The 22,678-nt window shown below is 52.9% G+C and carries 22 protein-coding genes and 1 pseudogene; 10 read left to right on the forward strand and 13 right to left on the reverse strand.

The features are described 5' to 3' along the window. Positions 1–105, forward strand: a pseudogene (locus AB4Y96_RS20005) (cytochrome C oxidase subunit IV family protein); the annotation flags it as partial. 48 nt (positions 106–153) lie between these two features. On the opposite strand, the gene AB4Y96_RS20010 reads toward AB4Y96_RS20005, so the two are convergent. Next, on the reverse strand, positions 154–996 hold the full coding sequence (locus AB4Y96_RS20010; protein WP_091881563.1) for a DUF2189 domain-containing protein: 843 nt from the start codon (positions 994–996) through the stop codon (positions 154–156). A gap of 378 nt (positions 997–1,374) precedes the next feature. Between AB4Y96_RS20010 and AB4Y96_RS20015 the strand changes: the two genes are divergently transcribed. Beyond that, positions 1,375–1,761: a c-type cytochrome gene (locus AB4Y96_RS20015; protein ID WP_441919400.1), complete on the forward strand. Its 387-nt coding sequence runs from the start codon at positions 1,375–1,377 to the stop codon at positions 1,759–1,761. Positions 1,762–1,870: 109 nt separating this feature from the next. On the opposite strand, the gene AB4Y96_RS20020 is transcribed toward AB4Y96_RS20015, so the two are convergent. The 4 genes from AB4Y96_RS20020 to AB4Y96_RS20035 all read right to left on the reverse strand — a co-directional run bounded on the left by AB4Y96_RS20020 (position 1,871) and on the right by AB4Y96_RS20035 (position 6,529). Continuing rightward, positions 1,871–2,755, reverse strand: a complete 885-nt coding sequence (locus AB4Y96_RS20020) for a 2-hydroxy-3-oxopropionate reductase (protein WP_441919401.1) — start codon at positions 2,753–2,755, stop codon at positions 1,871–1,873. A 4-nt stretch (positions 2,756–2,759) separates the two neighbouring features. Beyond that, positions 2,760–3,575, reverse strand: coding sequence for a 2-oxo-tetronate isomerase (otnI, locus tag AB4Y96_RS20025; RefSeq protein WP_441919402.1), 816 nt, complete (start codon positions 3,573–3,575; stop codon positions 2,760–2,762). Positions 3,576–3,659: 84 nt separating this feature from the next. Then, positions 3,660–5,441: a glyoxylate carboligase gene (gene gcl / locus AB4Y96_RS20030; RefSeq protein ID WP_441919403.1), complete on the reverse strand. Its 1,782-nt coding sequence runs from the start codon at positions 5,439–5,441 to the stop codon at positions 3,660–3,662. A gap of 227 nt (positions 5,442–5,668) precedes the next feature. Continuing rightward, positions 5,669–6,529, reverse strand: a complete 861-nt coding sequence (locus tag AB4Y96_RS20035) for a LysR family transcriptional regulator (RefSeq protein WP_441919405.1) — start codon at positions 6,527–6,529, stop codon at positions 5,669–5,671. A gap of 101 nt (positions 6,530–6,630) precedes the next feature. Between AB4Y96_RS20035 and AB4Y96_RS20040 the strand changes: the two genes are divergently transcribed. Then, positions 6,631–7,662, forward strand: coding sequence for a bile acid:sodium symporter family protein (locus tag AB4Y96_RS20040; RefSeq protein ID WP_441919407.1), 1,032 nt, complete (start codon positions 6,631–6,633; stop codon positions 7,660–7,662). A gap of 175 nt (positions 7,663–7,837) precedes the next feature. On the opposite strand, the gene AB4Y96_RS20045 is transcribed toward AB4Y96_RS20040, so the two are convergent. Next, positions 7,838–8,767 (reverse strand): AraC family transcriptional regulator, encoded by a 930-nt coding sequence (locus AB4Y96_RS20045; RefSeq protein ID WP_091881580.1) that lies wholly within the window; start codon positions 8,765–8,767, stop codon positions 7,838–7,840. Between the two features lie 97 nt (positions 8,768–8,864). Here AB4Y96_RS20045 and AB4Y96_RS20050 point away from each other — a divergent pair, with 97 nt between their 5' ends. The 6 genes from AB4Y96_RS20050 to AB4Y96_RS20075 all read left to right on the forward strand — a co-directional run bounded on the left by AB4Y96_RS20050 (position 8,865) and on the right by AB4Y96_RS20075 (position 14,577). Then, entirely contained in the window at positions 8,865–9,683 is an 819-nt protein-coding gene (locus AB4Y96_RS20050) for an SDR family oxidoreductase (RefSeq protein ID WP_441919409.1), read from the forward strand. A gap of 369 nt (positions 9,684–10,052) precedes the next feature. Then, complete coding sequence (locus AB4Y96_RS20055; RefSeq protein WP_441919411.1) at positions 10,053–11,051, forward strand: D-2-hydroxyacid dehydrogenase family protein; 999 nt, start codon at positions 10,053–10,055, stop codon at positions 11,049–11,051. 234 nt (positions 11,052–11,285) lie between these two features. Then, the gene (locus tag AB4Y96_RS20060) at positions 11,286–12,188 is read left to right on the forward strand and encodes an amino acid ABC transporter substrate-binding protein (protein ID WP_441919413.1); all 903 of its coding nucleotides are present in this window, start codon (positions 11,286–11,288) and stop codon (positions 12,186–12,188) included. Positions 12,189–12,389: 201 nt separating this feature from the next. Continuing rightward, positions 12,390–13,127 (forward strand): amino acid ABC transporter permease, encoded by a 738-nt coding sequence (locus AB4Y96_RS20065; RefSeq protein WP_091881590.1) that lies wholly within the window; start codon positions 12,390–12,392, stop codon positions 13,125–13,127. Further along, complete coding sequence (locus tag AB4Y96_RS20070; RefSeq protein WP_091881593.1) at positions 13,127–13,819, forward strand: amino acid ABC transporter permease; 693 nt, start codon at positions 13,127–13,129, stop codon at positions 13,817–13,819. Before AB4Y96_RS20065 ends, AB4Y96_RS20070 begins: the two co-directional genes overlap by 1 nt. 20 nt (positions 13,820–13,839) lie before the next feature. Then, a complete protein-coding gene (locus tag AB4Y96_RS20075; protein ID WP_091881595.1) occupies positions 13,840–14,577 on the forward strand; it encodes an amino acid ABC transporter ATP-binding protein in 738 nt (245 codons plus the stop codon). Positions 14,578–14,734: 157 nt separating this feature from the next. On the opposite strand, the gene AB4Y96_RS20080 is transcribed toward AB4Y96_RS20075, so the two are convergent. Both AB4Y96_RS20080 and AB4Y96_RS20085 read right to left on the reverse strand, forming a co-directional pair. Then, positions 14,735–15,490 (reverse strand): FkbM family methyltransferase, encoded by a 756-nt coding sequence (locus AB4Y96_RS20080; protein WP_441919416.1) that lies wholly within the window; start codon positions 15,488–15,490, stop codon positions 14,735–14,737. A gap of 404 nt (positions 15,491–15,894) precedes the next feature. After that, on the reverse strand, positions 15,895–16,824 hold the full coding sequence (locus tag AB4Y96_RS20085; RefSeq protein WP_441919417.1) for a LysR family transcriptional regulator: 930 nt from the start codon (positions 16,822–16,824) through the stop codon (positions 15,895–15,897). Positions 16,825–16,962: 138 nt separating this feature from the next. Between AB4Y96_RS20085 and AB4Y96_RS20090 the strand changes: the two genes are divergently transcribed. Further along, positions 16,963–18,486, forward strand: a complete 1,524-nt coding sequence (locus tag AB4Y96_RS20090) for an FAD-dependent monooxygenase (protein ID WP_441919419.1) — start codon at positions 16,963–16,965, stop codon at positions 18,484–18,486. A 21-nt stretch (positions 18,487–18,507) separates the two neighbouring features. Here the strand turns inward: AB4Y96_RS20090 and AB4Y96_RS20095 are convergent, their stop codons facing one another. The 5 genes from AB4Y96_RS20095 to AB4Y96_RS20115 form a co-directional block, all read right to left on the reverse strand. After that, positions 18,508–18,855 (reverse strand): hypothetical protein, encoded by a 348-nt coding sequence (locus AB4Y96_RS20095; protein ID WP_139210468.1) that lies wholly within the window; start codon positions 18,853–18,855, stop codon positions 18,508–18,510. 187 nt (positions 18,856–19,042) lie between these two features. Next, complete coding sequence (locus AB4Y96_RS20100; protein WP_441919421.1) at positions 19,043–19,360, reverse strand: hypothetical protein; 318 nt, start codon at positions 19,358–19,360, stop codon at positions 19,043–19,045. A gap of 262 nt (positions 19,361–19,622) precedes the next feature. Next, positions 19,623–20,516, reverse strand: a complete 894-nt coding sequence (locus AB4Y96_RS20105) for an AraC family transcriptional regulator (protein WP_441919423.1) — start codon at positions 20,514–20,516, stop codon at positions 19,623–19,625. 12 nt (positions 20,517–20,528) lie between these two features. Then, on the reverse strand, positions 20,529–21,629 hold the full coding sequence (locus tag AB4Y96_RS20110) for an ABC transporter ATP-binding protein (protein WP_441919424.1): 1,101 nt from the start codon (positions 21,627–21,629) through the stop codon (positions 20,529–20,531). Continuing rightward, positions 21,629–22,675, reverse strand: coding sequence for an NAD(P)-dependent alcohol dehydrogenase (locus AB4Y96_RS20115; protein WP_441919426.1), 1,047 nt, complete (start codon positions 22,673–22,675; stop codon positions 21,629–21,631). The genes AB4Y96_RS20110 and AB4Y96_RS20115 overlap by 1 nt, the downstream gene beginning before the upstream one ends. Positions 22,676–22,678 lie beyond the last annotated feature (3 nt).

The following is a 22,678-nucleotide window of genomic DNA, read 5'->3' on the forward strand; positions in this document are numbered from 1 at the left end:
GTCCTGCTCCCGCCCATATTGGTGCTGGTCTTCGTTGCGATGATGGTTTCCGAAGCGCACTACGTGCTCTTCAGCCGATTGACCTTCTTCGGCACTGGCCCCTAGAAACAAAAACGCGGCACCCAGTGCCGCGTTCTTTCCGTCGTGTTCAGCCTATTTGCGAGACCGACGTTTTGCCGGCATTTCAACTTTTGCGCTGGGTGGAGAGACCACGACCTTGCGATAGAGATGCCAGGTCGCATGCCCCAGTACCGGTATGAAGATTGCAAGTCCGACAAACAGGGTCAAAAAACCGACCAGAAGAAGTGCAGCGACGATTATCCCCCACAGGGCCATCTGGAGCGGATTGACCAATACCGCCTTCACTGATGTGACAATCGCCGAAAGTGCACCAACATCCCGGTCCAGCAAAAGCGGAAAGGCGATGACGCTCGTACAAAGAACAACGACTGCAAAGACAAAACCGATCGCGTTGCCAAGAAGGATCATTTGCCTGCCTTCAGGCGTACCGAAAACCTGATTGATGAACGTGCTGACCGACTCCGGCGCCTCCGGACCAAAAAGATTCACGTAAAGGGCCTGTGCCGTAAGAATCCACGCAACGAAAAGAGCAAGAAGCAGGATACCCATCGCCACTATTGATGGTATCGCTGGAGAGCGCTTCACCTCCAAAGCATGCCACCATGATGTGTCGAGATGCTGTTCGCGCCTTCTGCTGATCTCATAAAGACCAAGAGCGGCAAAAGGTCCGATCAAGGCGAAGCCGGACATCAGCGGGAAGAGCAGCGGGAGTAAATTGGCACCGGAAGTCCACCGTATGAGAACCAATCCGGCAATCGGGTAGATCAAGCAAAGAAAAACGTAGTGTGAAGGTTTGTCCCAGAAATCAGCGAGCCCTTCGCGAAGTGAAGCAAAGACGTCTGCCACACTTATTCGACGCACGTCAGGATAGACGTTCGTTTCGTTTGCACCGGCTATCACATGGAATTGCGTCATGAAGAAATCTCCCAATCTCGTTTGGAGCGGGAAGGCACCAGTGGCACCATGCAAAGAACCGGACCATGGGACCTAAACCTGCACTGCAGAAATCATACCCTGTTTATTGACACATTGCCAGAGATCAACTTTCACGATTGGCCATCCTCCCCCAAAGATTACTTGAAGCCTGAAGGAATTATGCGGCCGTTACTCCGAGGTGGATTATTTGCAACTGCGATTGACTTATAGAATGCAGGAGATCACGATTCAGTGTGTATGAATGCCGGTCGCCGCATGAGCAATCCAAGCAGCGATCCCAAAAAACAGTGGCTGCCAATGGACGGAATTGGCGACAAACTTCGCCGGCGGCACCCTTTGAAAGAATGAGGAAATGCCATGCGATACACGACGTTAGTGATGGGCTCACTCTGTGTAATTTCTTCCATTGCCGGTGCCAATGCCCAAGAGGGTGATGCAACAGCTGGCGCAACGGTGTTCAAGAAATGTGCGATATGCCATATAGCCGACACGGATAAGAACAAGGTTGGTCCGTCGCTCAATGGGCTGATTGGCAGAACGGCTGGCACACATCCGGACTTCAGTTATTCCACAGCGATGACTGATGCAGGAAAAGGCGGGTTGGTCTGGGACGAAGCCACTTTACGTGACTATCTGCATGACCCAAAGGCAAAGGTTAAGGGCACAAAAATGGCATTTGTCGGCTTGAAGGACGACGCAGACATCACCAATCTGCTGGCTTATCTGGCACAATTCAAGAAGTAGAATACGTCGGAACGATCCCCAAAACCAGCGGCATCAAAGAGCCACGTAAGGAAGGTTCTGGGGTCGGCCATCATTCTGAAAACCGCCCCCATGATGTCAAATGTTCTGTTCAGGCAACTTCGTGATTGGCGATGCGTTCGAGCGCCTTGACCAGTCCAGAATGATCGAGACCACTATCGCCATTCGCCGCGCAGCTGTTGAACAGTTCCTGTGTCGATGCTGTGTTCGGCAATGATACGCCAAGCGTCTTTGCGCTCTGCAGCGCAAGGTTGAGGTCTTTCTGGTGCAGCGAGATGCGAAAGCCAGGCTCAAACGTCCGCTTGATCATGCGCTCTCCATGCAGTTCGAGAATGCGTGATGACGCAAACCCGCCCATCAACGCCTCGCGTACCCGCGCAGGGTCTGCTCCGGCTTTTGATGCCAAAACCAGTGCTTCCGATATAGCCTCGATGGTCAGGGCAACAATAATCTGGTTGGCCACTTTGGTCACCTGACCATCGCCACAATCACCGACCAGCGTGATATTCTTGCCCATCAGCTTGAACAGCGGCAAAGCCCGGTCGAAAGCGCTTTGGGCGCCACCCACCATGATGCTCAGGGTAGCGTTCTTTGCGCCTACCTCACCGCCGGAGACCGGCGCATCGATATACTCGCTCCCGGTTTCCCGAACTTTTTTGGCAAATTCCTTGGTCTCGATCGGTGAGATCGAACTCATATCAATAACGAGTTTGCCCGGCTTCAATCCGAAGACCACGCCGTTCTCGCCAAAGAGAACGTCCTTTACCTCGGGCGTATCAGGCAACATCAGGATAATGATGTCTGTCTTCTCAGCCAGAGCCTTCGGGCTTTCAACGATCTTCAGTCCGTTTTCGACAAGCTCCGGGCGCGGTTCGATGAAGAACTTCGACGTATAGAGACTGTGTCCGGCATCCTGAAGATGACGTGCCATGGGTGTTCCCATGATCCCCAATCCGATGAAACCTATGTCAGCCATTCGCTCAGCTCCTCATTCTCAAAATATCGGCGGACTTCTGTGCCGCTGAAACATCGTTCAGCCAGCCAAGCCCGCGTTGCGTTTCTGCTTTTGGTTTGTACTCACAGCCGATCCAGCCGTCGTAACCGGCCTGATCCAGCGCTTCGAAAACGAAGGGATAATTGATCTCGCCCGTGCCCGGTTCGTGCCTTCCCGGATTGTCGGCAAGCTGCACATGGGCAATGAGGTTCTTGTAACGCTCATAGGTCGCGATCAGTTCGCCACGTGTGCGTTGCTGATGGTAAAGATCGTACTGGATAAAGAGATTGTTGCTGCCAACCTCTTCGATAATCGACCCGGCCTGTTCAACAGTGTTCAGATAAAAGCCGGGAATATCATAATGATTGATCGGTTCAATCAGCAGGCGAATGTCATGTTTGGCCAGTTCATTGGCTGCAAGCCGCAGATTGCTTATGAATGTGGTACGCAGAACATCATCGGCCAAACCGGCAGGTGCGATACCGGAAAGACAATTGATCCTGTTACAGCCAAGCGCTGTTGCATAGTCGATTGCTTGAATGACACCACGGCGGAACTCGTCAATACGATCCGGTAGCACGGCTATACCGCGCTCGCCCCTGCCCCAGTCACCCGCAGGCAGATTGTGCAAAATCTGCGTCAGATCATTGCGATCAAGGGCGGCGCGCAACTCCTGTTTGCCAAAGTCATAAGGGAAGAGGAATTCCACTCCCTCAAACCCCGCTTTGGCCGCGGCATCGAAGCGTTCCAGAAACGGAACCTCGTTGAACAGCATTGTCAGATTGGCAGCAAATTTCGGCATGGGTTCCTCCATCGTTGGGGTCCCGGCAGGGTAGCTCATTGCACCCTGCCGGGATGGATATGCGTGGAATTGGCATTCACTGGTTCAGTTGAAAGCACCAACTGTGGCTGGTGCATCCTCGGGCTGTGCGGCCAGTTCTTCGAACTCGACAACGGAATTGATATCCAGACCCATTGCGATGTTGGTGACCCGTTCGAGAATGACCTCCACAACAACCGGAACCTGATGCTCTTCCATCAGCGCCTTTGCCTGTTCGAAAGCTTCAGTGAACTGGTTGGGGCTGCGCACCCGAATAGCCTTGCAGCCCAGTCCTTCGGCAACCGCGACATGATCGACGCCGTAACCCTTCTCCGCATCACCAGACGCATTGATATTGTCAAAGGCAAGCGACACTTCGAAATCCATGTTGAAGCCGCGCTGCGCCTGACGGATAAGACCGAGGTAGGAATTGTTCACAACCACATGCAGGTACGGCAGCTTGTGCTGGGCACCAACGGCCAGCTCTTCAATCATGAACTGGAAGTCATAGTCACCAGACAATGCCACAATAGTCCGCTGTGGATCGGCGGCACGCACCCCAAGGGCTGCGGGTAATGTCCAGCCAAGTGGTCCAGCCTGACCGCAATTGATCCAGTTGCGTGGACGGTACACATGCAGGAACTGCGCCCCGGCTATCTGGCTCAGGCCGATGGTGGTCACGTAACAGGTATCCCTGCCAAATGCCTTGTTCATCTCCTCGTAAACCCGCTGAGGCTTCAGCGGTATCTGGTCGAAATGCGTCTTGCGCAGCATGGTCCGCTTGCGTTCGCCACATTCATGCGCCCACTGCGACCAGTCGCGCAGCTTTCCCGCAGTTTTCCACTCCGTGGCCACGTCGAGGAAGAGTTTCAGCGCCTCGCCTGCATCGGAGACGATGCCAAAGTCAGGCGCAAAGACACGTCCGATCTGGGTTGGTTCGATATCGACATGGACGAATTTGCGCCCTTCCGTATAGGTGGAAACATTACCGGTGTGGCGGTTGGCCCAGCGATTGCCGACACCAAGGACAAAATCCGATGCAAGCAATGTCGCGTTGCCGTAGCGATGTGAGGTCTGCAGGCCGCACATACCAGCCATCAGTGCGTGATCATCCGGGATGGTCCCCCAACCCATCAATGTAGGAATAACCGGAACACCCGTTATTTCGGCGAACTCAACCAGAAGATCGGACGCATCGGCATTGATGATTCCGCCACCTGCAATGATCACGGGACGTTCCGATGCATTGAGCATCGCAAGCGCCTTTTCCGCCTGCGCGCGTGTCGCTACCGGCTTATAGGGCTCCAATGGCTCATAGGTGTCAGCGTCAAATTCGATTTCCGCCAACTGAACATCAACGGGCAGATCGATCAGCACCGGACCCGGACGGCCCGAGCGCATGATATGAAAGGCCTTCTGGAAAACATAAGGAACAAGGCCGGGCTCCATCACTGTCACCGCCCATTTGGTTACCGGCTTGGCAATCGAGGCAATGTCAACCGCCTGAAAATCTTCCTTATCAAGGCGCGCACGCGGCGCTTGCCCAGTGATGCAAAGAATCGGGATTGAATCAGCCGATGCGGAATAAAGACCGGTGATCATATCCGTTCCCGCAGGCCCTGATGTGCCGATGCAAACACCGATATTACCGTGATTGGCACGGGTATAACCTTCTGCCATATGCGAGGCACCTTCCACATGGCGTGCCAGAATGTGGCGAACAGAACCCCGCGCCCTAAGCGCTGAGTAAAATGGATTGATGGCAGCACCGGGCACTCCAAAGGCGCAATCAATCCCCTCTTTTTCAAGGATAAGAACTGCAGCATCAACAGCACGCATTTTGGTCATGATCATTCCTCCAATTTGATGAGATCATAATCCATAAAATTTCTATATCAACATTAAATGGAATTAATTTTCATATTATGGAAATAAACACTTTCAACAAAATGGCGAAACCCAAACCCATCTCACCAAGATATGGGCGGAAAACTGGACGCAACCTGACCTCCCTGATGTTTCAAGGATGCACTGATTTCCGGATACTTAAGTGCGGTAGAAGAATTGCCGAGGGGTTACGTAGTCACCGTGAAATTCCTGACATTCCAGAGAATTTCCTTGGACAAGGCAGAGATCAGGTTCCCGTCCGTGCCTTCTCGCGGAACAAGCACGAACTCGACATCTTCGAGCGGCGGCAAACGTCCAGTGGGAAATTCCTGCAAGCCCGATGGCATCATACTTTTCGACTGCACGAGAATACCCATGCCTGCTCGTGCCGCTGCAATAAGGCCACTTAGACTGCCGCATGTGCAGACAATCCGCCATGGGATTTGATGTCTTTCCAAAGCTTGGAGCACAGCGCTGCGTGTAAGGCTGGGTGGCGGGAACGCGATCAATGGCAATGCCTTGTGTCCCGCCAATATGCGATCGGGATCACGCGCAAGCCAGACGCGCGGTTCGCGAAAAGCAACTTCGCCACGCGCATCGCCCGGCTTGCGCTTGGCGAGCAGAAGGTCGATTTCACCTCGGTCCAGCATTTCGTAGAGAACACCGCTTATCGCTACCGTGAGTTCGAGGTCTACTGAGGGATGTGCGCGAGCAAAATCTTCGAGGACGCCGGGGAGCCGGCTGGTCACGAAATCTTCCGAAACGCCGAGGCGAAAATGCCCACGCAAACTGCTTTCCGCGAACAGCGCCTGCACTTCGCCATTAATGCTGAGCATATTGCGTGCATGGGCGAGCAGCGCTTCGCCATCGGACGTAAGGGCCAGATGATGGGTATCACGCTGGACAAGATTGCGTCCAAGCTGCGCCTCGAGCCTCTGGATATGCTGGCTGACCGTGGATTGCCCCAACCCAAGCTTTTTGGCTGCAAGCGAAAAGCTCCCCATTTGTTCAAGGGCAACAAAACTGCGTAATTGCGTGAGATCAAGCATAGATGATCCTGAAATCCAGAAACATGATAAGTGTTATTTCTTGCATCTTGTATCATGATAGTAGATGCTGCCGCAAACATATCGTGCTGGACTAATCTATCATGCGCCGCTTTTTGCCTGACAATTTCACCTTGATGCTCGTTGCGATGATCGCGTTGGCATCTCTCTTTCCTGTGAGTGGTATTGCCGCTGATTATTTCGGCTTGGCAACGAAAGTGGCGATTGGACTGTTGTTTTTCCTGCATGGCGCACGCTTGTCCCGCAGCGTGGTGATTGCCGGGTTCCTGCATTGGCGGCTGCACCTGACAATCCTCGCAGCTACATTTGTGCTGTTCCCGATTTTCGGACTTGCGGCCGGATCGCTAGTTCCCACCATTCTGCCGGCTTCCTTCTATACGGGTATCCTGTTTCTCTGCGTGCTCCCCTCCACCGTGCAATCCTCCATTGCCTTCACCTCAATTGCCGGGGGAAATGTTCCGGCCGCCATTTGTGCGGCGTCCGCCTCAAATATCTTCGGCATGTTTTTGACGCCGCTTCTGGCGGGCATATTGTTCTCGGCCAGCGGCCATGTCGGATTCTCGCTTGACGCCCTATTGTCCATCCTTCTGCAATTGCTCGCGCCATTTGTTCTTGGCCAAATTCTGCAGCCACTGATTGGCGAATTTATCCGCCGTCAGAAGAAGATTCTGATGCCGGTTGATCGCGGCTCCATCCTGATGGTGGTTTATCTCGCCTTCAGTGACTCGGTGAACGAAGGCCTGTGGCAAACGACATCATTGCGCGATCTCGCAGTAATCATTGGTGTTGATATCGTCATCCTTGCACTGGTTCTGACAACGACCATGTATGGAAGCCGCGCCCTCGGCTTCTCAAAAGAGGACGAAATTGCCATTACGTTCTGCGGTTCGAAGAAAAGCCTTGCCAGCGGCGTGCCAATCGCCACCGTGATCTTTGCCGGGCAGAGCATCGGCAGCATTGTCCTGCCGCTGATGCTGTTCCATCAGATCCAGCTTATGACCTGTGCCGTCATTGCGCAGAGATATGCCGACGCGAGGAAGAAGAAAAAAGCCGCTGAGGCTTTGGCCGAGCCCGCGAAAGACAAGAGCAGTCTTCCCGTCAAAGCCATTGGCTAACGAGTGCCCCTTGCAGGTTTCCGTACATTGTACTTGGAGCATGACCAGCAGCGCGATGAAACGCCAGCTCTATAGCGATAGTATTTCAGACCTTCTCAAGAACTATTAAGTCGGCACTTGCTGGGCGCGACAACAACCGACTGCCGAGACACAATACCGGTCGCTTACTTGTCACCTAGATCGCGAGTGCTTGGCTGATACGCGCATATTCGCCCGGTGCTCGACCGACCTCACGGCGAAAGGCCGTACTGAACGCACTGGCAGATTTGTAACCCACTGCTGCCGCGACGGCATCTTGGGGCAGCTGTTCATAGTGGAGCATATCCTTGGCGACCGCCATCCTCCATTTGATCAAATAGGTCATCGGCGGGGTACCGACAAGACGAGTGAAGCGCTCGCTAAAGGCGGTGCGTGAAAGATGTGCCTCTTGTGCCAATGAGCCAACGGTCCAGACGCGAGCAACGTCGGCGTGGAAGCTTGTCAGCGCTCGTCCGATGCGATCATCAGCCAAAGCATTTAACAGACCAGGGCGGACTGATACTCCGGTCTTCTCGGACTTGTAGCGCAGAGCTTCGATCAGCATGACATCGATCAGGCGCTGTAGGATGAGGTCGCGTCCGGGGCGCTGATCGAGTGCCTCCTCTCTCAGCGAGTTGATCGCATTGGTAATCCTGCGCGTGGCATTGTCAGTACATTTGATATGGATCAGTGTCGGCACGACTTGGGCAAGCATCTCCACATTGGGTGCACCGAACAAGAAATATCCTCCCAGAAGCTGGAAATCCGGTTCGCCCGCGATTTGCCCAAAGTGAGTTTTCACAAGACGGACGGGCGTCGGACGGATATCGCCCCCGATTGGTTCAACGCCTAAATCACTGACCATGGTGAAGCCCGGACCCGTGGGCAGTAATATGAAATCGCCTTCGGCCAACTCGATCGGGTCACAATTTTCAACCAGCAAATGGCATTTGCCCGCCATCACCACACCGAAGCCAGCGTTAGTGGAACCGGGATAGCGGACGCCCCAACGACCCGAACCGCTGACAACCTTCGATACCACCGTTTGAGGGCGCATCAGTGCGACAAGAGAAGATAAAGGATCCATTTTGAACGATCTATAAAGAATTACGTACGTCTGATTATAGTACGTACTGGCCTGATTGGATAGTATTCATCGTGAATGACCTGAAGGATGTATATTCATGAAAACTGTTCTTATTACCGGTTCCTCGTCTGGCTATGGCAAGGCGACCGCACAACTCTTCCTCGACAGGGGCTGGAACGTCATCGCCACGATGCGTCGTCCAAGTGACAACAGCATCAAAGGGCCTGCCGATCGTCTACAGATCGTGGCTCTTGACGTAACAAATGCAGAGAGCATCAAAGCCGCCGTCAACGAGGCAATTGGTCTCTTCGGGGGCGTAGACGTTCTCGTCAACAATGCCGGAATAGGTGGATTTTCGCCCATCGAAACAACATCGGATGAAACCATCCGGCGAATGTTTGAGACCAATACTTTTGGTGTGATGGCTATGGTCCGTGCAATCGTGCCCCACATGCGTGAGCGTGGGTCGGGTACGATCGTCAATGTCACGTCCAGCGTGATCTTCAATCCTGCACCCATGGTCTCGGCGTATACGGCCACCAAAACAGCCGTTGAGGGTTTCTCGGAGGCGTTGTATTACGAACTGGCACCACTTGGCATCCATGTGAAATTGATGGAGCCCGGTTACGGACGAGACACGAAGTTCGAATCGAACATGATGGCGCTCAACGATGAGAACTCGTTTCCACCTTCTTACCAACCGCAGCTAAACGCCCTGATGAGCAGTCTTCCCGAAGTCTCAACGACTCTGGAAGATGCCGCCGCCGCCGTATTTCGAGCTGCGAACGACACCAGTTCGACTCTTCGATTCCCGGCCGGGGCAGATTCAGTAGCTATTGCGAAGAAGCATGCCGAACTGAGTGAGGAAGCGTTCTTGGCTAGTATGCGTCAGACATTTGGCGTGTCGCACGAATAGCTACCGATCAATGCAGCCGGATGCCGCATAGGCTTCCGGCAGCAATTTATGGCGAAGCACTCCCGCGGTTTAACGATTCTGCCCACGCCGCCGCGCAACTGCGGTTAAGGCTGCAGTCCCGAATGCTCGCCCAACCATCACGAGCCTCAATGATCTTGAGGAGGCAGTTGCGCCAATGGTGATCTGACGAGCGGTATCCGCGAAACACCAAAAATCCTGCCTTTATGCCAGGCTGGCCAATAACGGCTCCATTCCGCCTTGAACTGGTTTACAACATAACGAGGAAGTGAATTGAGGATGAAATGATTTCATTTTCCTCTCTATAAGGTGACAATTAAGATCGTGGCTCCTTCAAGGGATAAACTCATCATGAACGTCACCATTCTGGATGATTATTTTGATACCTTGCGCGGCCTGCCCTGCTTCCAAAAGCTTAAGGGACACAGCGTAACCATATGGAATGACCACGTTCAAGACGTGGATGCACTAGCAGAGCGCTTGAGAGATACCGAAGCGCTGGTTCTCATTCGAGAACGCACGCAGATCACCGCACAGCTCATCGCCCGATTGCCCAAGCTGCGATTGATTAGCCAGCGCAGTGTCTATCCGCACATTGATATCAATGCCTGTACTAAACACGGGGTGATTGTGTCCTCGAACCAGCATTCCGGTAGCCCATCCTACGCAGCGGCAGAATTAACCTGGGGGCTCGTGATCGCAGCAATGCGTCAAATTCCGCAGCAAATGCGCTCGCTTCAGTCCGGTCACTGGCAGATTGGCGTGGGCCGCAGCCTGCGCGGGCGCACGCTGGGTATCTACGGGTATGGGCGCATAGGCGCCGAAGTGGCGCGATACGGCGCGGCCTTCGGTATGAATGTGCTGGTTTGGGCCAGAGAGACTTCGCTCGAGAAGGCACGCAAAGATGGCTGGAACACAGCGCCAAATAAGCGCGCATTCTTCGAGACATGCGATGTACTCTCGCTGCATATGCGGCTGGTCCCCGATACACGTGATATTGTGACAGCGGAAGATCTAAGCCGAATGAAAACCAGTGCTCTACTGGTCAACACCAGTCGCTCAGGCTTAATTGAACAGGGCGCTCTCGAACGAGCACTTGTTGCTGGACGACCCGGGATGGCAGCAGTGGATGTCTATGATGAAGAACCCTTAAGTGATCCGCAGCATCCACTGCTGCACATGTCAAATGTTGTCTGTACACCGCATATTGGTTACGTCACAGAAGACGAGTATGAGATTCAGTTCTCTGATATTTTCGATCAGATCGTTGCCTATGCCATCGGACGTCCCATCAATGTGGTGAATACCGATATATTAAACGCCGAGGCATCAGATCATTCGAGAGCATGACGGGCTACATCAGACCACTCGACCGAGAATAATTCATGGAAGCCCGAATTGGTGGCGACAATCACTCAGAGCCCCTTCGCATCGGCAATCTGCCACTGGCGCAGCATAAATTCCGACATAAAACCAAGCTTCGTACTTGCAGACTTGACCTGACATCGGGCAAATCCGAGTGGTAAGCGCTTTTCAAATGCTTCGAATGCGGCCATAGTCGCGGCATTCGAACTGGAGGAAAAAATGAAAAAAATTCTGATCGCGGCAACAGTAATGTTTGCCGCTCTTGGTTCTGTCGCCCATGCCGATGGCACTTTGGACAAAATCAAGTCTACTGGTTCCATCACGCAAGGTGTGAGAGAATCTTCGGGATTGGCCTATACACTTGGTAACGGCGTCTATACCGGTTACCATTATGATGTCTGTCAGAATATTATTGCAGATGTTAAGAAGAAGCTCGGGCTTGAAAAGCTCGATATTCGATACCAACCTGTGACATCGCAGAATCGTGTGCCTCTGGTTCAAAACGGCACTGTCGATCTCGAGTGTGGTTCGACGACAAACAATACTGCCCGTGCAAAAGATGTTGCATTTGCCGACACTGTCTATGTCGAGGAAATTAAGATCGCTGTTCGTGCGAACTCCGGCATCAACAAGCTGGAGGATCTGAACGGCAAGAACGTTGCGACCACAACCGGCACGACCTCCGTACAGACTCTGCGGAAAAACAAGCGTGCCAAGGACGTAACGTTCGGCGAAGTTTATGGCAAAGACCATGCCGACAGCTTCCTCCTGCTGCAAAGCGGTCGCGCTGATGCCTTTGTCATGGACGTTTCGATCCTTGCTGCGAATATTGCAAGGGCGCAAAATCCAAGTGATTTTAAGATCTTGCCAGAGGTTCTATCTGTTGAGCCTATCGCGATCATGATCCGCAAGGATGATCCCGAGTTCAAGAAGGCAGTCGACGAAAGCATTGTGGAGCAGATCAAATCGGGTGCCATAGCCAAGCTTTATGACAAGTGGTTTATGCAGCCGATTCCACCGAACAATGTTTCGCTGAACATGCCGGCTTCAGAAGCAACCAAGGAAGCTTGGGCTAATCCGAACGACAAGCCGACTGAAGAATATAAGCAACCCGGTCAATAGTCCCACGGTCATTGCCAGGTTTGATCGGAAGTATCTGGACGCGCCCTCACTGATCGTGTAGCGCGTCCAAAGCGATCTGAGGCAATATCCTTCGTTCGCATGGCAGTTGGAACAAGTGTGGCAGCCGGTTAGTCTTGTCCTCACCGTTCTTCTGTTCAGGCTGATCGATCGGGGATTGATTTAGGGACGAGTGGGCAAAGTATGATGGCATATTGGCAGAACGTGTGGGACCACTGGCAGTTTCTCTGGGACGACCGGGGTGACGGTGTAACCTACTTTCAATGGATGATGTCTGCGTGGGGATATACAGTCGCGGTTGCATTTTGCTCTCTCGTGATTGCTCTGGTGTTCGGCATCATCATTGGCACCTTGCGGACGATTACCGGACACAGGATCATCTCCACCTTTGCCGCAACATGGGTTGAGCTGTTCCGTAACATCCCGATCCTCGTCCAGCTCTTTATCTGGTTCTTCGTGATCTCGGAGCTTGTACCGGGAATGAGAAGCGTGCCCGGCTTCGTACTGGCATGCTGCGCCCTTGGATTTTTCACTTCGGCTCGGATCGCCGAGCAGATTCGGGCGGGCATTCAGGCTTTGCCCGCCGGCCAGCGTAATGCCGGCCTTGCGGTTGGCTTCACCCAGTTGCAAACCTATCGCTATGTGATTTTACCGCAGACGTTTCGCATCATTATTCCTCCGCTGACCAGCGAAGCGATGAATATCGTCAAGAACTCGTCGGTGGCCTTCGCGGTATCGATACCGGAATTGATCAGCTTTGCCATGCAGACGCAGGAAGAGACCTCGCGTGGTGTGGAAGTCTATCTGGCGGCGACTTTGCTCTATGCCATCACCGCACTGGCAGTTAATCGGGTTATGTCCCTCATCGAACGGCGAACGTCCATACCCGGCCTCACGCCGCAGGCACAGGGGGGACACTGATGACTACGCTTGATTTTTCTTTTTATACCTGGGCCAATATCAGCAACTATTTGATCAGTGGCTTGTACTTCAGTATTTCCCTCACCATCGCAGCCACGATTGGTGGTATTGCGCTGGGAACAATCATTGCCCTGCTGCGTCTGTCCGGTATCAAACCACTGGTATATCTTTCGACCTGGTATGTTAACGTGTTTCGCAGTGTTCCGCTTGTCATGGTGCTCCTCTGGTTCTTCCTGCTGGTCCCATCAAGCTTTTATGATCTGTTTCCCGGCGGTAGCGGCCAGAAATACAGGGCCGAGATTTGCGCCCTGATCACCTTTATTGTGTTCGAAGCTGCATTCTTCAGCGAGATCGTACGCGCTGGTATTCAATCCCTGCCCCGGGGTCAAAGTTCCGCAGGTCAAGCCCTTGGGATGACCTATGGACAGAATATGCGTTACATTATCCTGCCCCAGGCGATCCGGAACATGCTCCCGGTTTTCCTGACCCAGACAATCGTGCTGTTTCAGGACACGTCGCTGGTCTATGCCATCGGCGCCTATGACATTCTCAAGGGATTCGAGATCATGGGGAACACGTTTGGCCGGAGAATTGAAACATATCTTCTTGCCGCCGTGGTCTATTTTGCTATCTCTTTTTTCCTATCCATGCTCGTCAAGAGACTGAACCAAAAAATCCGCATTGTGCGCTGAACTGAAGGACGCCAATCAAAATGATCGAGATGAAAAGCGTTTCAAAATGGTACGGCGCGACCCAGGTTCTCAACGACTGCTCCGTTAAAATCAACAAGGGTGAAGTCGTTGTTGTCTGTGGGCCGTCCGGTTCCGGCAAGTCCACCCTGATCAAGACTATCAATGCCCTGGAACCCATCCAGAAAGGCGAGATCTGGATCGACGGCGTCGCCGTCCACGACAAGGCGACGGACCTGCCCAAGCTGCGAAGCCGCGTCGGGATGGTCTTTCAGCATTTTGAGCTGTTCCCGCATCTGTCTGTGACTGACAATCTCACCATTGCTCAGATGAAAGTGCTTGGCCGCCGCAAGGACGAAGCCAGGAAGCGCGGCCTGCAAATGCTGGAACGCGTCGGCCTCATCGATCACCAGAACAAGTTTCCGGGTCAGCTCTCGGGTGGCCAGCAACAGCGCGTGGCTATCGCACGCGCCCTGTCGATGGACCCCATCATCATGCTGTTTGACGAACCCACGTCGGCGCTAGATCCAGAAATGGTGGGCGAAGTGCTTGACGTCATGGTGGGTCTTGCCTCCGAAGGCATGACCATGATGGTAGTGACACACGAAATGGGCTTTGCCCGGAAGGTATCAAACCGGGTCATTTTCATGGATGTCGGTGGCCGTATCCTTGAAGATACGACCAAGGATGAGTTCTTTGGCAAAATCGAAGATCGCCAGCCCCGCACGCGTGAATTTCTCAATAAGATTCTGCAGTATTAATGCAACCTGCGTTTGATCTTTCCGCCGCGGCTAGCGACGGAGTAAAGGTGCTTGGAGCATGACCAGCTAATTTCTGCTCCTCGCATGTCACCAGCTTTGACCTTTTGGACAGCTCGCCGCCAAAGAGCGGCGAGTACGTCAATTGCACAGCGGTGGTTTACACTGGCGTGCAGAAAAGCTGCGCGAATTTGAAACTCGTCAACCAAGCAATGTCCGGGGACATACCAGCGTCGACAACTTCCTTCCCGTCATAACCATCCACTGTGAAGCTGTATTCCAGATCCTGAAATATTTTGATGATCTTCGACATCGTTTTAGCCGGATCATCGAAGAGATAATTGTGTATTTCGAGGTTGATATAAGGCCGATCGGACAAAATCTTTGGTGCCCCGAGCATCACTTCCAGTTCGGCACCATCCACGTCGATTTTCAGAAAATCGACCTTTCTGGAGCGATCATAATCATCATCGAGCCTGACGACTTCGACTTTCGTCGACATTCTTGGATCCTGATCCGAGGGGAGAACCACAAATGCGCCTGAATTATCCAGAACCGGCAACATACCCTTCCGATCTCCAGCCGCGCGAGGATGAACAATGATGTTCTTAAGATTGTTCAGCTTTGCATTGCGCTCAATCATGGCCGCGTTGCTCGGGGACGCCTCCCAAGCGTGCACCACACCTGTTGGCCCCGTGCATAGGGCTAAGAGAACAGTGGTCACGCCTTGATGGGCACCACAATCAAGGACTGTCGAGCCCGGCTTGATGGTGTCGATCCACCATTGTCGCTCGACCTGCCATTGATTAGGATAATTATACCACTGGCTAGCTAACTTGTCCTCAATATGGACGTCAAACTTATGTGGCCCAACAATTCTCTCTCTAGCGATAAACGGTTCAAAGACTTCTGACATGTTCGTTCGCCCCTTATACAAGACCAGCGTGATCAACTGAAAGAAAACTTACTGCAACCCATCGCAGTGATACATGATCGACTGAGGCCAATCAACCAGAAGTATCGTTTAATGTCTTGATATGGATAACTAAATTTTTAATATTTTATGTATAAATATTCAAATTCGCAATTTGAATATTTATATTTATTTCTACAATAATTTTTATTGGAAATATTAACAGTTACATTCAGAAAACATTTTCCATTTATGTCAGAAATCAATTTTTACATAGAACTATCACGGCCGTTAGTATGTTAAATACTTGTATTTATATAATTTTATAATTAATTACTTCAATCTCCCAATTAATTATAAGATCGCAATTCCATCCTCCTCTCGTAGAAGCTATGGAGCAGGGCTCGCTATCCGCAGATTGCACTCCCGGCCGCGCGTTCAAAAAGTTTATGCAACCATTGCATCTCAGACTGAGCAGCAAGAGGAGCCAAAGCCAACATGTTGCAGATGATAGGCTCGATTTTTAAGGGCAGATCAAAAATCATCAATGAGCCGGCCCCGGCGATTTGAACCGCCAGCCGTTCAGGTAGGACTCCGATAAGGTCGGTGTTTTGCACGATCAATGGCATGGTGAGGAAATTCGGCACGGTAATCGCGATCCGCCGTTCCCGGCCAAGAAGCTTGAGCGTTTCATCGATGTCACCGCGAGCCTCGCCGCCCGGCGATATCAAGACCTGTGGCGTGTCGACAAAATCTTCGAGCGTCATGGCTCCATTGCGAAGACGGGTATGATCTCGTCGCGCAACGCCTACAAACCGGTCTGAAAAGAGGACACGGCGTGTCACCCGCTCTGCCTTCAGCCCGTGAAGGCCGCCCAAAGCACAATCCACCGTCCCGCGATCAAGCTCTTCCAGAACCTTTTCGGGATGGATGTTGATACACCGCAAGTCCACCCCGGGTGCTTCCGTTCTCAAAGAGGCCATAAGCGGCGCGACAAGCACAGCAATGGCATAGTCGTGAGTGGCGATACGAAATGTACGCTGCAGCTTGGCCGGATCAAACGCAGCAACGGGGTTTAAGAAACCCCTGATCTGCGTGAGCGTCTCGCTTATTGATTGCGACAATTCCCTGGATCGCGGCGTTGGCTCGATGCCTCGAGGGTTACGGACGAAAAGCGGATCGTTGAACATACCCCGTAGACGACCCAGCGCATGACTGGTGGCAGATTGAGACAAGCAAAGCCGTTTGGCGGCCCGGCCGACATGCCGCTCTTCCATCAGAACCTCAAAAACCACCAGCAGATTGAGATCGGCGCGCGATAAATCGATTTGATGCATGGACATGATGAAGATATATCATTGGATCGATAATTACGAAAGAACTACTGTGCAGCGATGAACACCAATCCCCGGATCAACTTGAGATTTCAGGTACGTTCGATGACGTATCGGTGAAGCTGACTAAGGAATTTATCCATGATCTATGATGTCGTAATCGCTGGCGCTGGCCCCGTTGGCCTGTTTCTCGCCTGTGAGCTGCGCCTTGCAGACATCTCGGTATTGGTGCTGGAGCAAGCCGAAGACCCGCAATCTCCCTTAAAGCGCCTTCCGTTCGGTATGCGCGGCCTTTCGCTGCCTACTATCGAAGCTTTCTACCGCCGCGGATTACTGGATAGCATCGCGTCGCCACATCGTGCGAAAGATGGCTCTAGCAGCAACTCCTCGGGTGCCGCACATTGGATGCAACAGCCGCGCCGTCCGGGAGGGCATTTTGCAGGTATCCAGTTCTACGACGACAACATTGACACTTCGAAGTGGCAATACCGCCTGCCAAGTCCTGCTGGCACCAGCATGGCAGTCGAAATGGAGCATCTCGAATCCACTCTGGCCGCCCGCGCAAGTGCGATGGGGATGGAGATCAGACGTGGCTTCAGCGTCGAAGACTTCGAACAGTCGGATGACGACGTAACTATTCGTGCCGGAGTTGGGACTTTTCGCGGACGCTGGCTCGTCGGTTGTGACGGCGGCCGCAGCGCCGTGCGCAAGGCAGGTGACTTTGAATTCGTCGGCACTGATCCGGAATTCACCGGCTATTCCGTTGAAGTCGAGATGGTCGATCCAGATAAGCTCAGCCTGGGCCGCCATTACACTCCGACGGGCATGTATACATACTCACGCCCCGGAACCATCGCGATGGTTGAGTTCGACGGGGGCGACTTCCATAGAGCCCGACCAATAACGCTTGAGCACGTACAGGCAGTATTGCGCCGTGTCTCCGGCGTCGACGTCACCTTGACGGCTCTAAAGCTTGCCACGACCTGGACCGATCGCGCGTATCAGGCGACCGATTACCGCAAAGGGCGGGTGCTCCTCGCCGGTGACGCAGCGCATATCCATTCCCCCTTGGGCGGCCAAGGGCTCAACCTCGGGCTTGGTGACGCGATGAACCTCGGTTGGAAACTGGTTTCGACAATTCGTGGCGATGCACCGACGGATCTGCTTGACACTTATTTCAGTGAACGGCACCCAGTGGGCGCGCAGGTTCTTGACTGGTCACGCGCCCAGGTCGCTCTCATGCGGCCAAGCCGGAGTACGCGCGCTCTCGAAGCCATCATTCGCGATCTTATCGACACACGCGACGGCGCGACCTACTTCGCCGAACGTGTGTGGGGTGTTTCTCTCCGCTACGATCTTGGCGGCAGCCATCCACTGGAGGGCCGCAGCGCTCCCGACTTCGAGTTGGCCGACGGAACGAAGCTCGGCGAGCTTCTCAGTGACGGAAAGGGCCTGCTGCTGGACTTTGATGCTGATACCTTACTTCGGGCGCTCGGGGGCCGCTGGGGCAACCGGATCACGTATGTCGCGAGTGACGTCAAAGACCGAATGGGCCTGCGTGCAGTGCTCGTGCGCCCCGATGGTTTTGTCGCTTGGGCCAGCGACGGTCCTTCAAACTCCGAAGACCTTGTCCAAGCTGTATCGCGGTGGTTCGGTCAAGCCTGAAGCAGAGCGATTGACAAAGACTTATGAGCAATCGCCTTTGACAGGAACGAAGGCAAACACACGCACACTTGTTGTCTCGGCCGACAGACCGACCCACGCATCCATATCGAGACGACCGCAAACCTGCACGGTGTTAATGACTTCGGCGCCCTTAAAGGCTGTCGCTGTAAAACCCACGGCGATGGCCGTTCGCTCAAAGACATGGAGTTTTGCGACGCCAACGGCACCGCCAGCTGGCGCAAGGCCGATGGTAATCTCACCGGCACCTGTGGTATCGGGGCCGATCCGCGATCGCCGCTGCGCGCCGAGCGATAAAATCGTATTTCCTGAGACGGTGAAGGTCTTCTGGAATCCGGACGAAACCTCCACATGGGGTTCCACTGGCGCTGCGCGGGTTGAGACTGAGGTTCCGCTCAAGAAAAGACAGATTGCGATACCTGTTAATCGCATGGGTAAAGTCGACATGAGAAACCTTTGAAATCGAGGACGGGAAATGGCCTTCGTCAGTTTTGATCCGGGTCGGCACAGTCCAGTATAAATGCCTATTTGATGGCTTCTACTCCCCAAGCTTGGTCCTGAGTTCCATCTCCAAATCTATGATCGCATCCGACAAGGGTTGACTGGGCATCGCTTTACATTTGTTTTCGACCGCCCTGAAATATTGATCTTGTTGGCCTTCCTTCAAGGCGTCCGGCCCAGGCAAGGTCTCATTGAACCCACTCAAGAAGCCAGCGATCCAATTACGATAGTCTTGACCCGTAGCATGGTGCTTGCGGATGTTTTTCAGGAAAGTCTCACAGGTCACAGCGCCCGGCCCGAACTGGGTTTTGGCTCCGGTCGGGGAAGCGCAGACCAGTGGAAGACCGATTGCCATGATGATTATCAAGCGCATTCGTTCGGCTTTATCGCAAGCAAGGATCGAAGCTATAGACAGTGACATCGGTTCCCCGGTAGGTGCCAAACTGTTTCACCAGAAACGGACTGAGATTATAACAAAGCTTTTGCAAGCTCGTGGACAATGCTTAAAGGAACTCAAGAATCTGTTCTGCTGGCATTTGCCGGTAATTGAACCATTGTCTTAGTCATGCCTCCAAATTTCCGGCCGCGTTTGACCCTGACACCGCAGTTGTCCGCTGTTAGAATTGTTTCGTGCGTGGCGCTGCAGCGAGCTTTCTGTAATCTGACGGGGTTAACCCGCACTCTCTTTTGAAATGGCGGTTAAAGTTTGAAATGTTCTTGTAGCCGACATTAAAACAAATCGACGTAATCGGCTCTGCCTGCTCATTGATCATATTGCAGGCCCGACTAATCCGGAGCTTATGGATATAGTCCACGAAGTTTTTGCCCGTGGTTTTCTTGAAGTAGCGGGAGAACGTGGAAGGTGTCATCCCCGCCAGATCTGCGGCAACGGACATCCGCACATCATTGTAAAGATTGCCAAGAATATAGGATGTCACGCGCTGCATAATTGCTGCGCTGTCAGCATCCAGATTGGGAGCGTAGTCACGACTTGAAAGAATGATCTTCTCATCGCTTTCGGCCATCAATGATATAAGCTCAAAGAATAAAGCAAGTCTCTGTAACCCATGAACCTTGCCGATCCTGCGCATCAGGTCGATACCCTGTTCTTCGGCTGTCCCGTAAAATTGCAGACCCCGCAAAGCCTGATCAAGCAGAATACGGGGCGTTGCCATTTCTGGCATGATTTCGGCGGTGCGTGCGAAAATCTGCGGATCGAATTGCAGAACCATATCCCGGTCCTTGAGCACCTCATCTCCGAAATTGGTGCTTACCCATTCGTGCGGCAAATTGGAGCCAACAAGGCACAGGTTTCCCGGCTGAAAATCACCGATATAATCACCGACAAAAGCTGTTCCACTTGATTGAGTAATCAGGTGAATTTCGTATTCAGGATGATAGTTCCAGCATGCAAGCCGGTACGGATAGTCATGCGTAAACCACCGGAACGATTGGCCTGGATCACAAAATATGTGCTCGAGTTCTGCGTTTTTTGCAACGCCGATCGCCATTGTCACCTCGCGTCACGCCTGGAGTGCGTGGCGGATCAATGTCCGCTCCGTCTCCTTGTCGAAGATATGAATATGCTTTTCATCCACGGTCAACCGGCAGGGCTGCCCGAGCTGCGGACACGCGCCGGAATCAAGCAGTGCGCCCATTTCCACCGTCCCCAGACTGAAGTTTATCAGAGCCTCATTACCAAGATATTCAATCAGATCGACAGTGCCGGAAAAGATGTTCGTATTGTTGGTTGAAACAGCCATCTGCAGATGAGCAGGTCGTATCCCAACAGTAACGGTCTTGCCGTCTTCAAGGGTATATCGCTGCCTGCTGACCTCCAGCTTTGTATCACCATTCAACAATATGTATTTCGAACCGCCTGATGATACGGTCATGTCGATGAAATTCATCGGAGGCGTACCAATGAAGCTGGCGACAAATTTGGTGAGGGGATTTTCGTAAATCTCTCTCGGCGTACCCAATTGTTCAATACGCCCATCCTTCAACAGAACTATTCTGTCTGCCAGTGTCATGGCTTCCAACTGATCATGGGTAACGTAAACCGTAGTGGTCTTTAACGACTGATGCAGACGCGCAATTTCGACACGCATATGATTGCGCAATTTTGCATCGAGATTGGAAAGTGGCTCATCAAAGAGAAAGACCGCAGGCGTCTTGATCATGGCCCGGGCAATTGCAACGCGCTGCTGCTGTCCACCTGATAGAGCGGCGGGCTTGCGCTCCAGATAGGGATCAAGACCAAGCAGTGAAGCTACTTCCCGCACACGCCGCTCGATTTCGGGTTTTGAAACTTTCAGACGTTTGAGCCCAAAGGCGATATTGCCGAAGACACTCATATGCGGATAGAGCGCATAGTTCTGAAAGACCATGGCAATGTCACGATCACGCGGCGGCAGATCATTGACTATCTTGCCAGCAATAGTGAGCTCGCCATCCGAGATCTCCTCAAGGCCAGCCAGCATGCGCAATATCGTGGACTTACCGCAACCAGATGGGCCGAGGAACACCACAAATTCATTCTCTTCAACGGAAAGATCGAATTTGTGCACAACCTGATGTGTACCATAGCGCTTGGTTATCTCATTGCAGACTATAGCGGCCATCAGTATGTATCCTCTCCCAAATGTATCTGTAACTTGACGTCAGCAGGACGGCCTTCCGCGGCGCGTTCAAAAGCTGCAATGCTGTCCTTGAAAGCGTAGGTGGCCGCAATAAGCGGTTTTAGATCAACTTTGCCGGAGGCGATGAGGGCGAGCGCCCGGTCGTAGACATTCGCGTAACGGAACACAGTTTCCATGCGCACTTCCTTGGATTGTGCTGCGACAAGATCGAGGCTGACCGGTTCAACCGGCATACCGACGAAAACAGTGGTGCCGCCCGGCCGCACAAAATCAAAGATACCTTTAAATGCACTTGGATGACCGCTCGCTTCGAACACAATATCCACACCCCAATTGTCAGTCTCTTTTCTGACAAGAGCAGAAAGGTTGTCGTGGCGGCTGTTCACGGCAATGATTCCATCGTAGCGGGCTGCAATGGCCAGCTTTGGGTCCTGAATATCCGATATGATGACGCGGCTGCAGCCACCCGCAAGCGCCGCAAGAGCAACCATGATGCCGATTGGACCCGCACCGATGACGAGTGCAGTATCGCCGGGTGTCACGCGCGCCTTTGTGACTGCCTGCATACCGACAGCAAATGGCTCGATCATTGCGCCTTCAGCAAATGAAACATTCTCAGGCAATCGAAATGTCAGATTAGCGGGATGAATAACAGATGGTGTGAGGCAGCCATGCACCGGCGGTGTCGCCCAAAATACCACATCGGGATCAAGGTTATAAAGTCCAAGCCGGGTCGCCCGGGATTTGTCATTTGCAATGCCGGGTTCCATGCAGACCCGGTCACCCTTGCGTAAGCTTCGAACGTTGGGACCAATCTCGACGATAGTCCCTGACGCTTCGTGCCCCAGGACCATCGGCTTGTCGACAATATAAGGTCCAATGCGGCCATGGGTATAATAATGCACATCGCTGCCGCAGATACCGACTGTATCAATAGCAATTTTGACGTCGTCGGGACCAAGATCGAGTGGAAGATCAATGTCACGCAACGACAGGTGGCGGATTTTCTCCAGAACAAGAGCCTGCATGCT

It is taken from the genome of Phyllobacterium sp. TAF24 (assembly GCF_052113785.1).
GTDB lineage: Bacteria > Pseudomonadota > Alphaproteobacteria > Rhizobiales > Rhizobiaceae > Phyllobacterium.

What these genes read in the sequence shown, in the direction of transcription:
- AB4Y96_RS20010 (WP_091881563.1), bottom strand. Translation starts at nt 996, where the DNA reads ATGACGCAATTCCATGTGATAGCCGGTGCAAACGAAACGAACGTCTAT.
- AB4Y96_RS20015 (WP_441919400.1), top strand. Translation starts at nt 1,375, where the DNA reads ATGCGATACACGACGTTAGTGATGGGCTCACTCTGTGTAATTTCTTCC.
- AB4Y96_RS20020 (WP_441919401.1), bottom strand. Translation starts at nt 2,755, where the DNA reads ATGGCTGACATAGGTTTCATCGGATTGGGGATCATGGGAACACCCATG.
- otnI (WP_441919402.1), bottom strand. Translation starts at nt 3,575, where the DNA reads ATGCCGAAATTTGCTGCCAATCTGACAATGCTGTTCAACGAGGTTCCG.
- gcl (WP_441919403.1), bottom strand. Translation starts at nt 5,441, where the DNA reads ATGACCAAAATGCGTGCTGTTGATGCTGCAGTTCTTATCCTTGAAAAA.
- AB4Y96_RS20035 (WP_441919405.1), bottom strand. Translation starts at nt 6,529, where the DNA reads ATGCTTGATCTCACGCAATTACGCAGTTTTGTTGCCCTTGAACAAATG.
- AB4Y96_RS20040 (WP_441919407.1), top strand. Translation starts at nt 6,631, where the DNA reads ATGCGCCGCTTTTTGCCTGACAATTTCACCTTGATGCTCGTTGCGATG.
- AB4Y96_RS20045 (WP_091881580.1), bottom strand. Translation starts at nt 8,767, where the DNA reads ATGGATCCTTTATCTTCTCTTGTCGCACTGATGCGCCCTCAAACGGTG.
- AB4Y96_RS20050 (WP_441919409.1), top strand. Translation starts at nt 8,865, where the DNA reads ATGAAAACTGTTCTTATTACCGGTTCCTCGTCTGGCTATGGCAAGGCG.
- AB4Y96_RS20055 (WP_441919411.1), top strand. Translation starts at nt 10,053, where the DNA reads ATGAACGTCACCATTCTGGATGATTATTTTGATACCTTGCGCGGCCTG.
- AB4Y96_RS20060 (WP_441919413.1), top strand. Translation starts at nt 11,286, where the DNA reads ATGAAAAAAATTCTGATCGCGGCAACAGTAATGTTTGCCGCTCTTGGT.
- AB4Y96_RS20065 (WP_091881590.1), top strand. Translation starts at nt 12,390, where the DNA reads ATGATGGCATATTGGCAGAACGTGTGGGACCACTGGCAGTTTCTCTGG.
- AB4Y96_RS20070 (WP_091881593.1), top strand. Translation starts at nt 13,127, where the DNA reads ATGACTACGCTTGATTTTTCTTTTTATACCTGGGCCAATATCAGCAAC.
- AB4Y96_RS20075 (WP_091881595.1), top strand. Translation starts at nt 13,840, where the DNA reads ATGATCGAGATGAAAAGCGTTTCAAAATGGTACGGCGCGACCCAGGTT.
- AB4Y96_RS20080 (WP_441919416.1), bottom strand. Translation starts at nt 15,490, where the DNA reads ATGTCAGAAGTCTTTGAACCGTTTATCGCTAGAGAGAGAATTGTTGGG.
- AB4Y96_RS20085 (WP_441919417.1), bottom strand. Translation starts at nt 16,824, where the DNA reads ATGCATCAAATCGATTTATCGCGCGCCGATCTCAATCTGCTGGTGGTT.
- AB4Y96_RS20090 (WP_441919419.1), top strand. Translation starts at nt 16,963, where the DNA reads ATGATCTATGATGTCGTAATCGCTGGCGCTGGCCCCGTTGGCCTGTTT.
- AB4Y96_RS20100 (WP_441919421.1), bottom strand. Translation starts at nt 19,360, where the DNA reads ATGGCAATCGGTCTTCCACTGGTCTGCGCTTCCCCGACCGGAGCCAAA.
- AB4Y96_RS20105 (WP_441919423.1), bottom strand. Translation starts at nt 20,516, where the DNA reads ATGGCGATCGGCGTTGCAAAAAACGCAGAACTCGAGCACATATTTTGT.
- AB4Y96_RS20110 (WP_441919424.1), bottom strand. Translation starts at nt 21,629, where the DNA reads ATGGCCGCTATAGTCTGCAATGAGATAACCAAGCGCTATGGTACACAT.
- AB4Y96_RS20115 (WP_441919426.1), bottom strand. Translation starts at nt 22,675, where the DNA reads ATGCAGGCTCTTGTTCTGGAGAAAATCCGCCACCTGTCGTTGCGTGAC.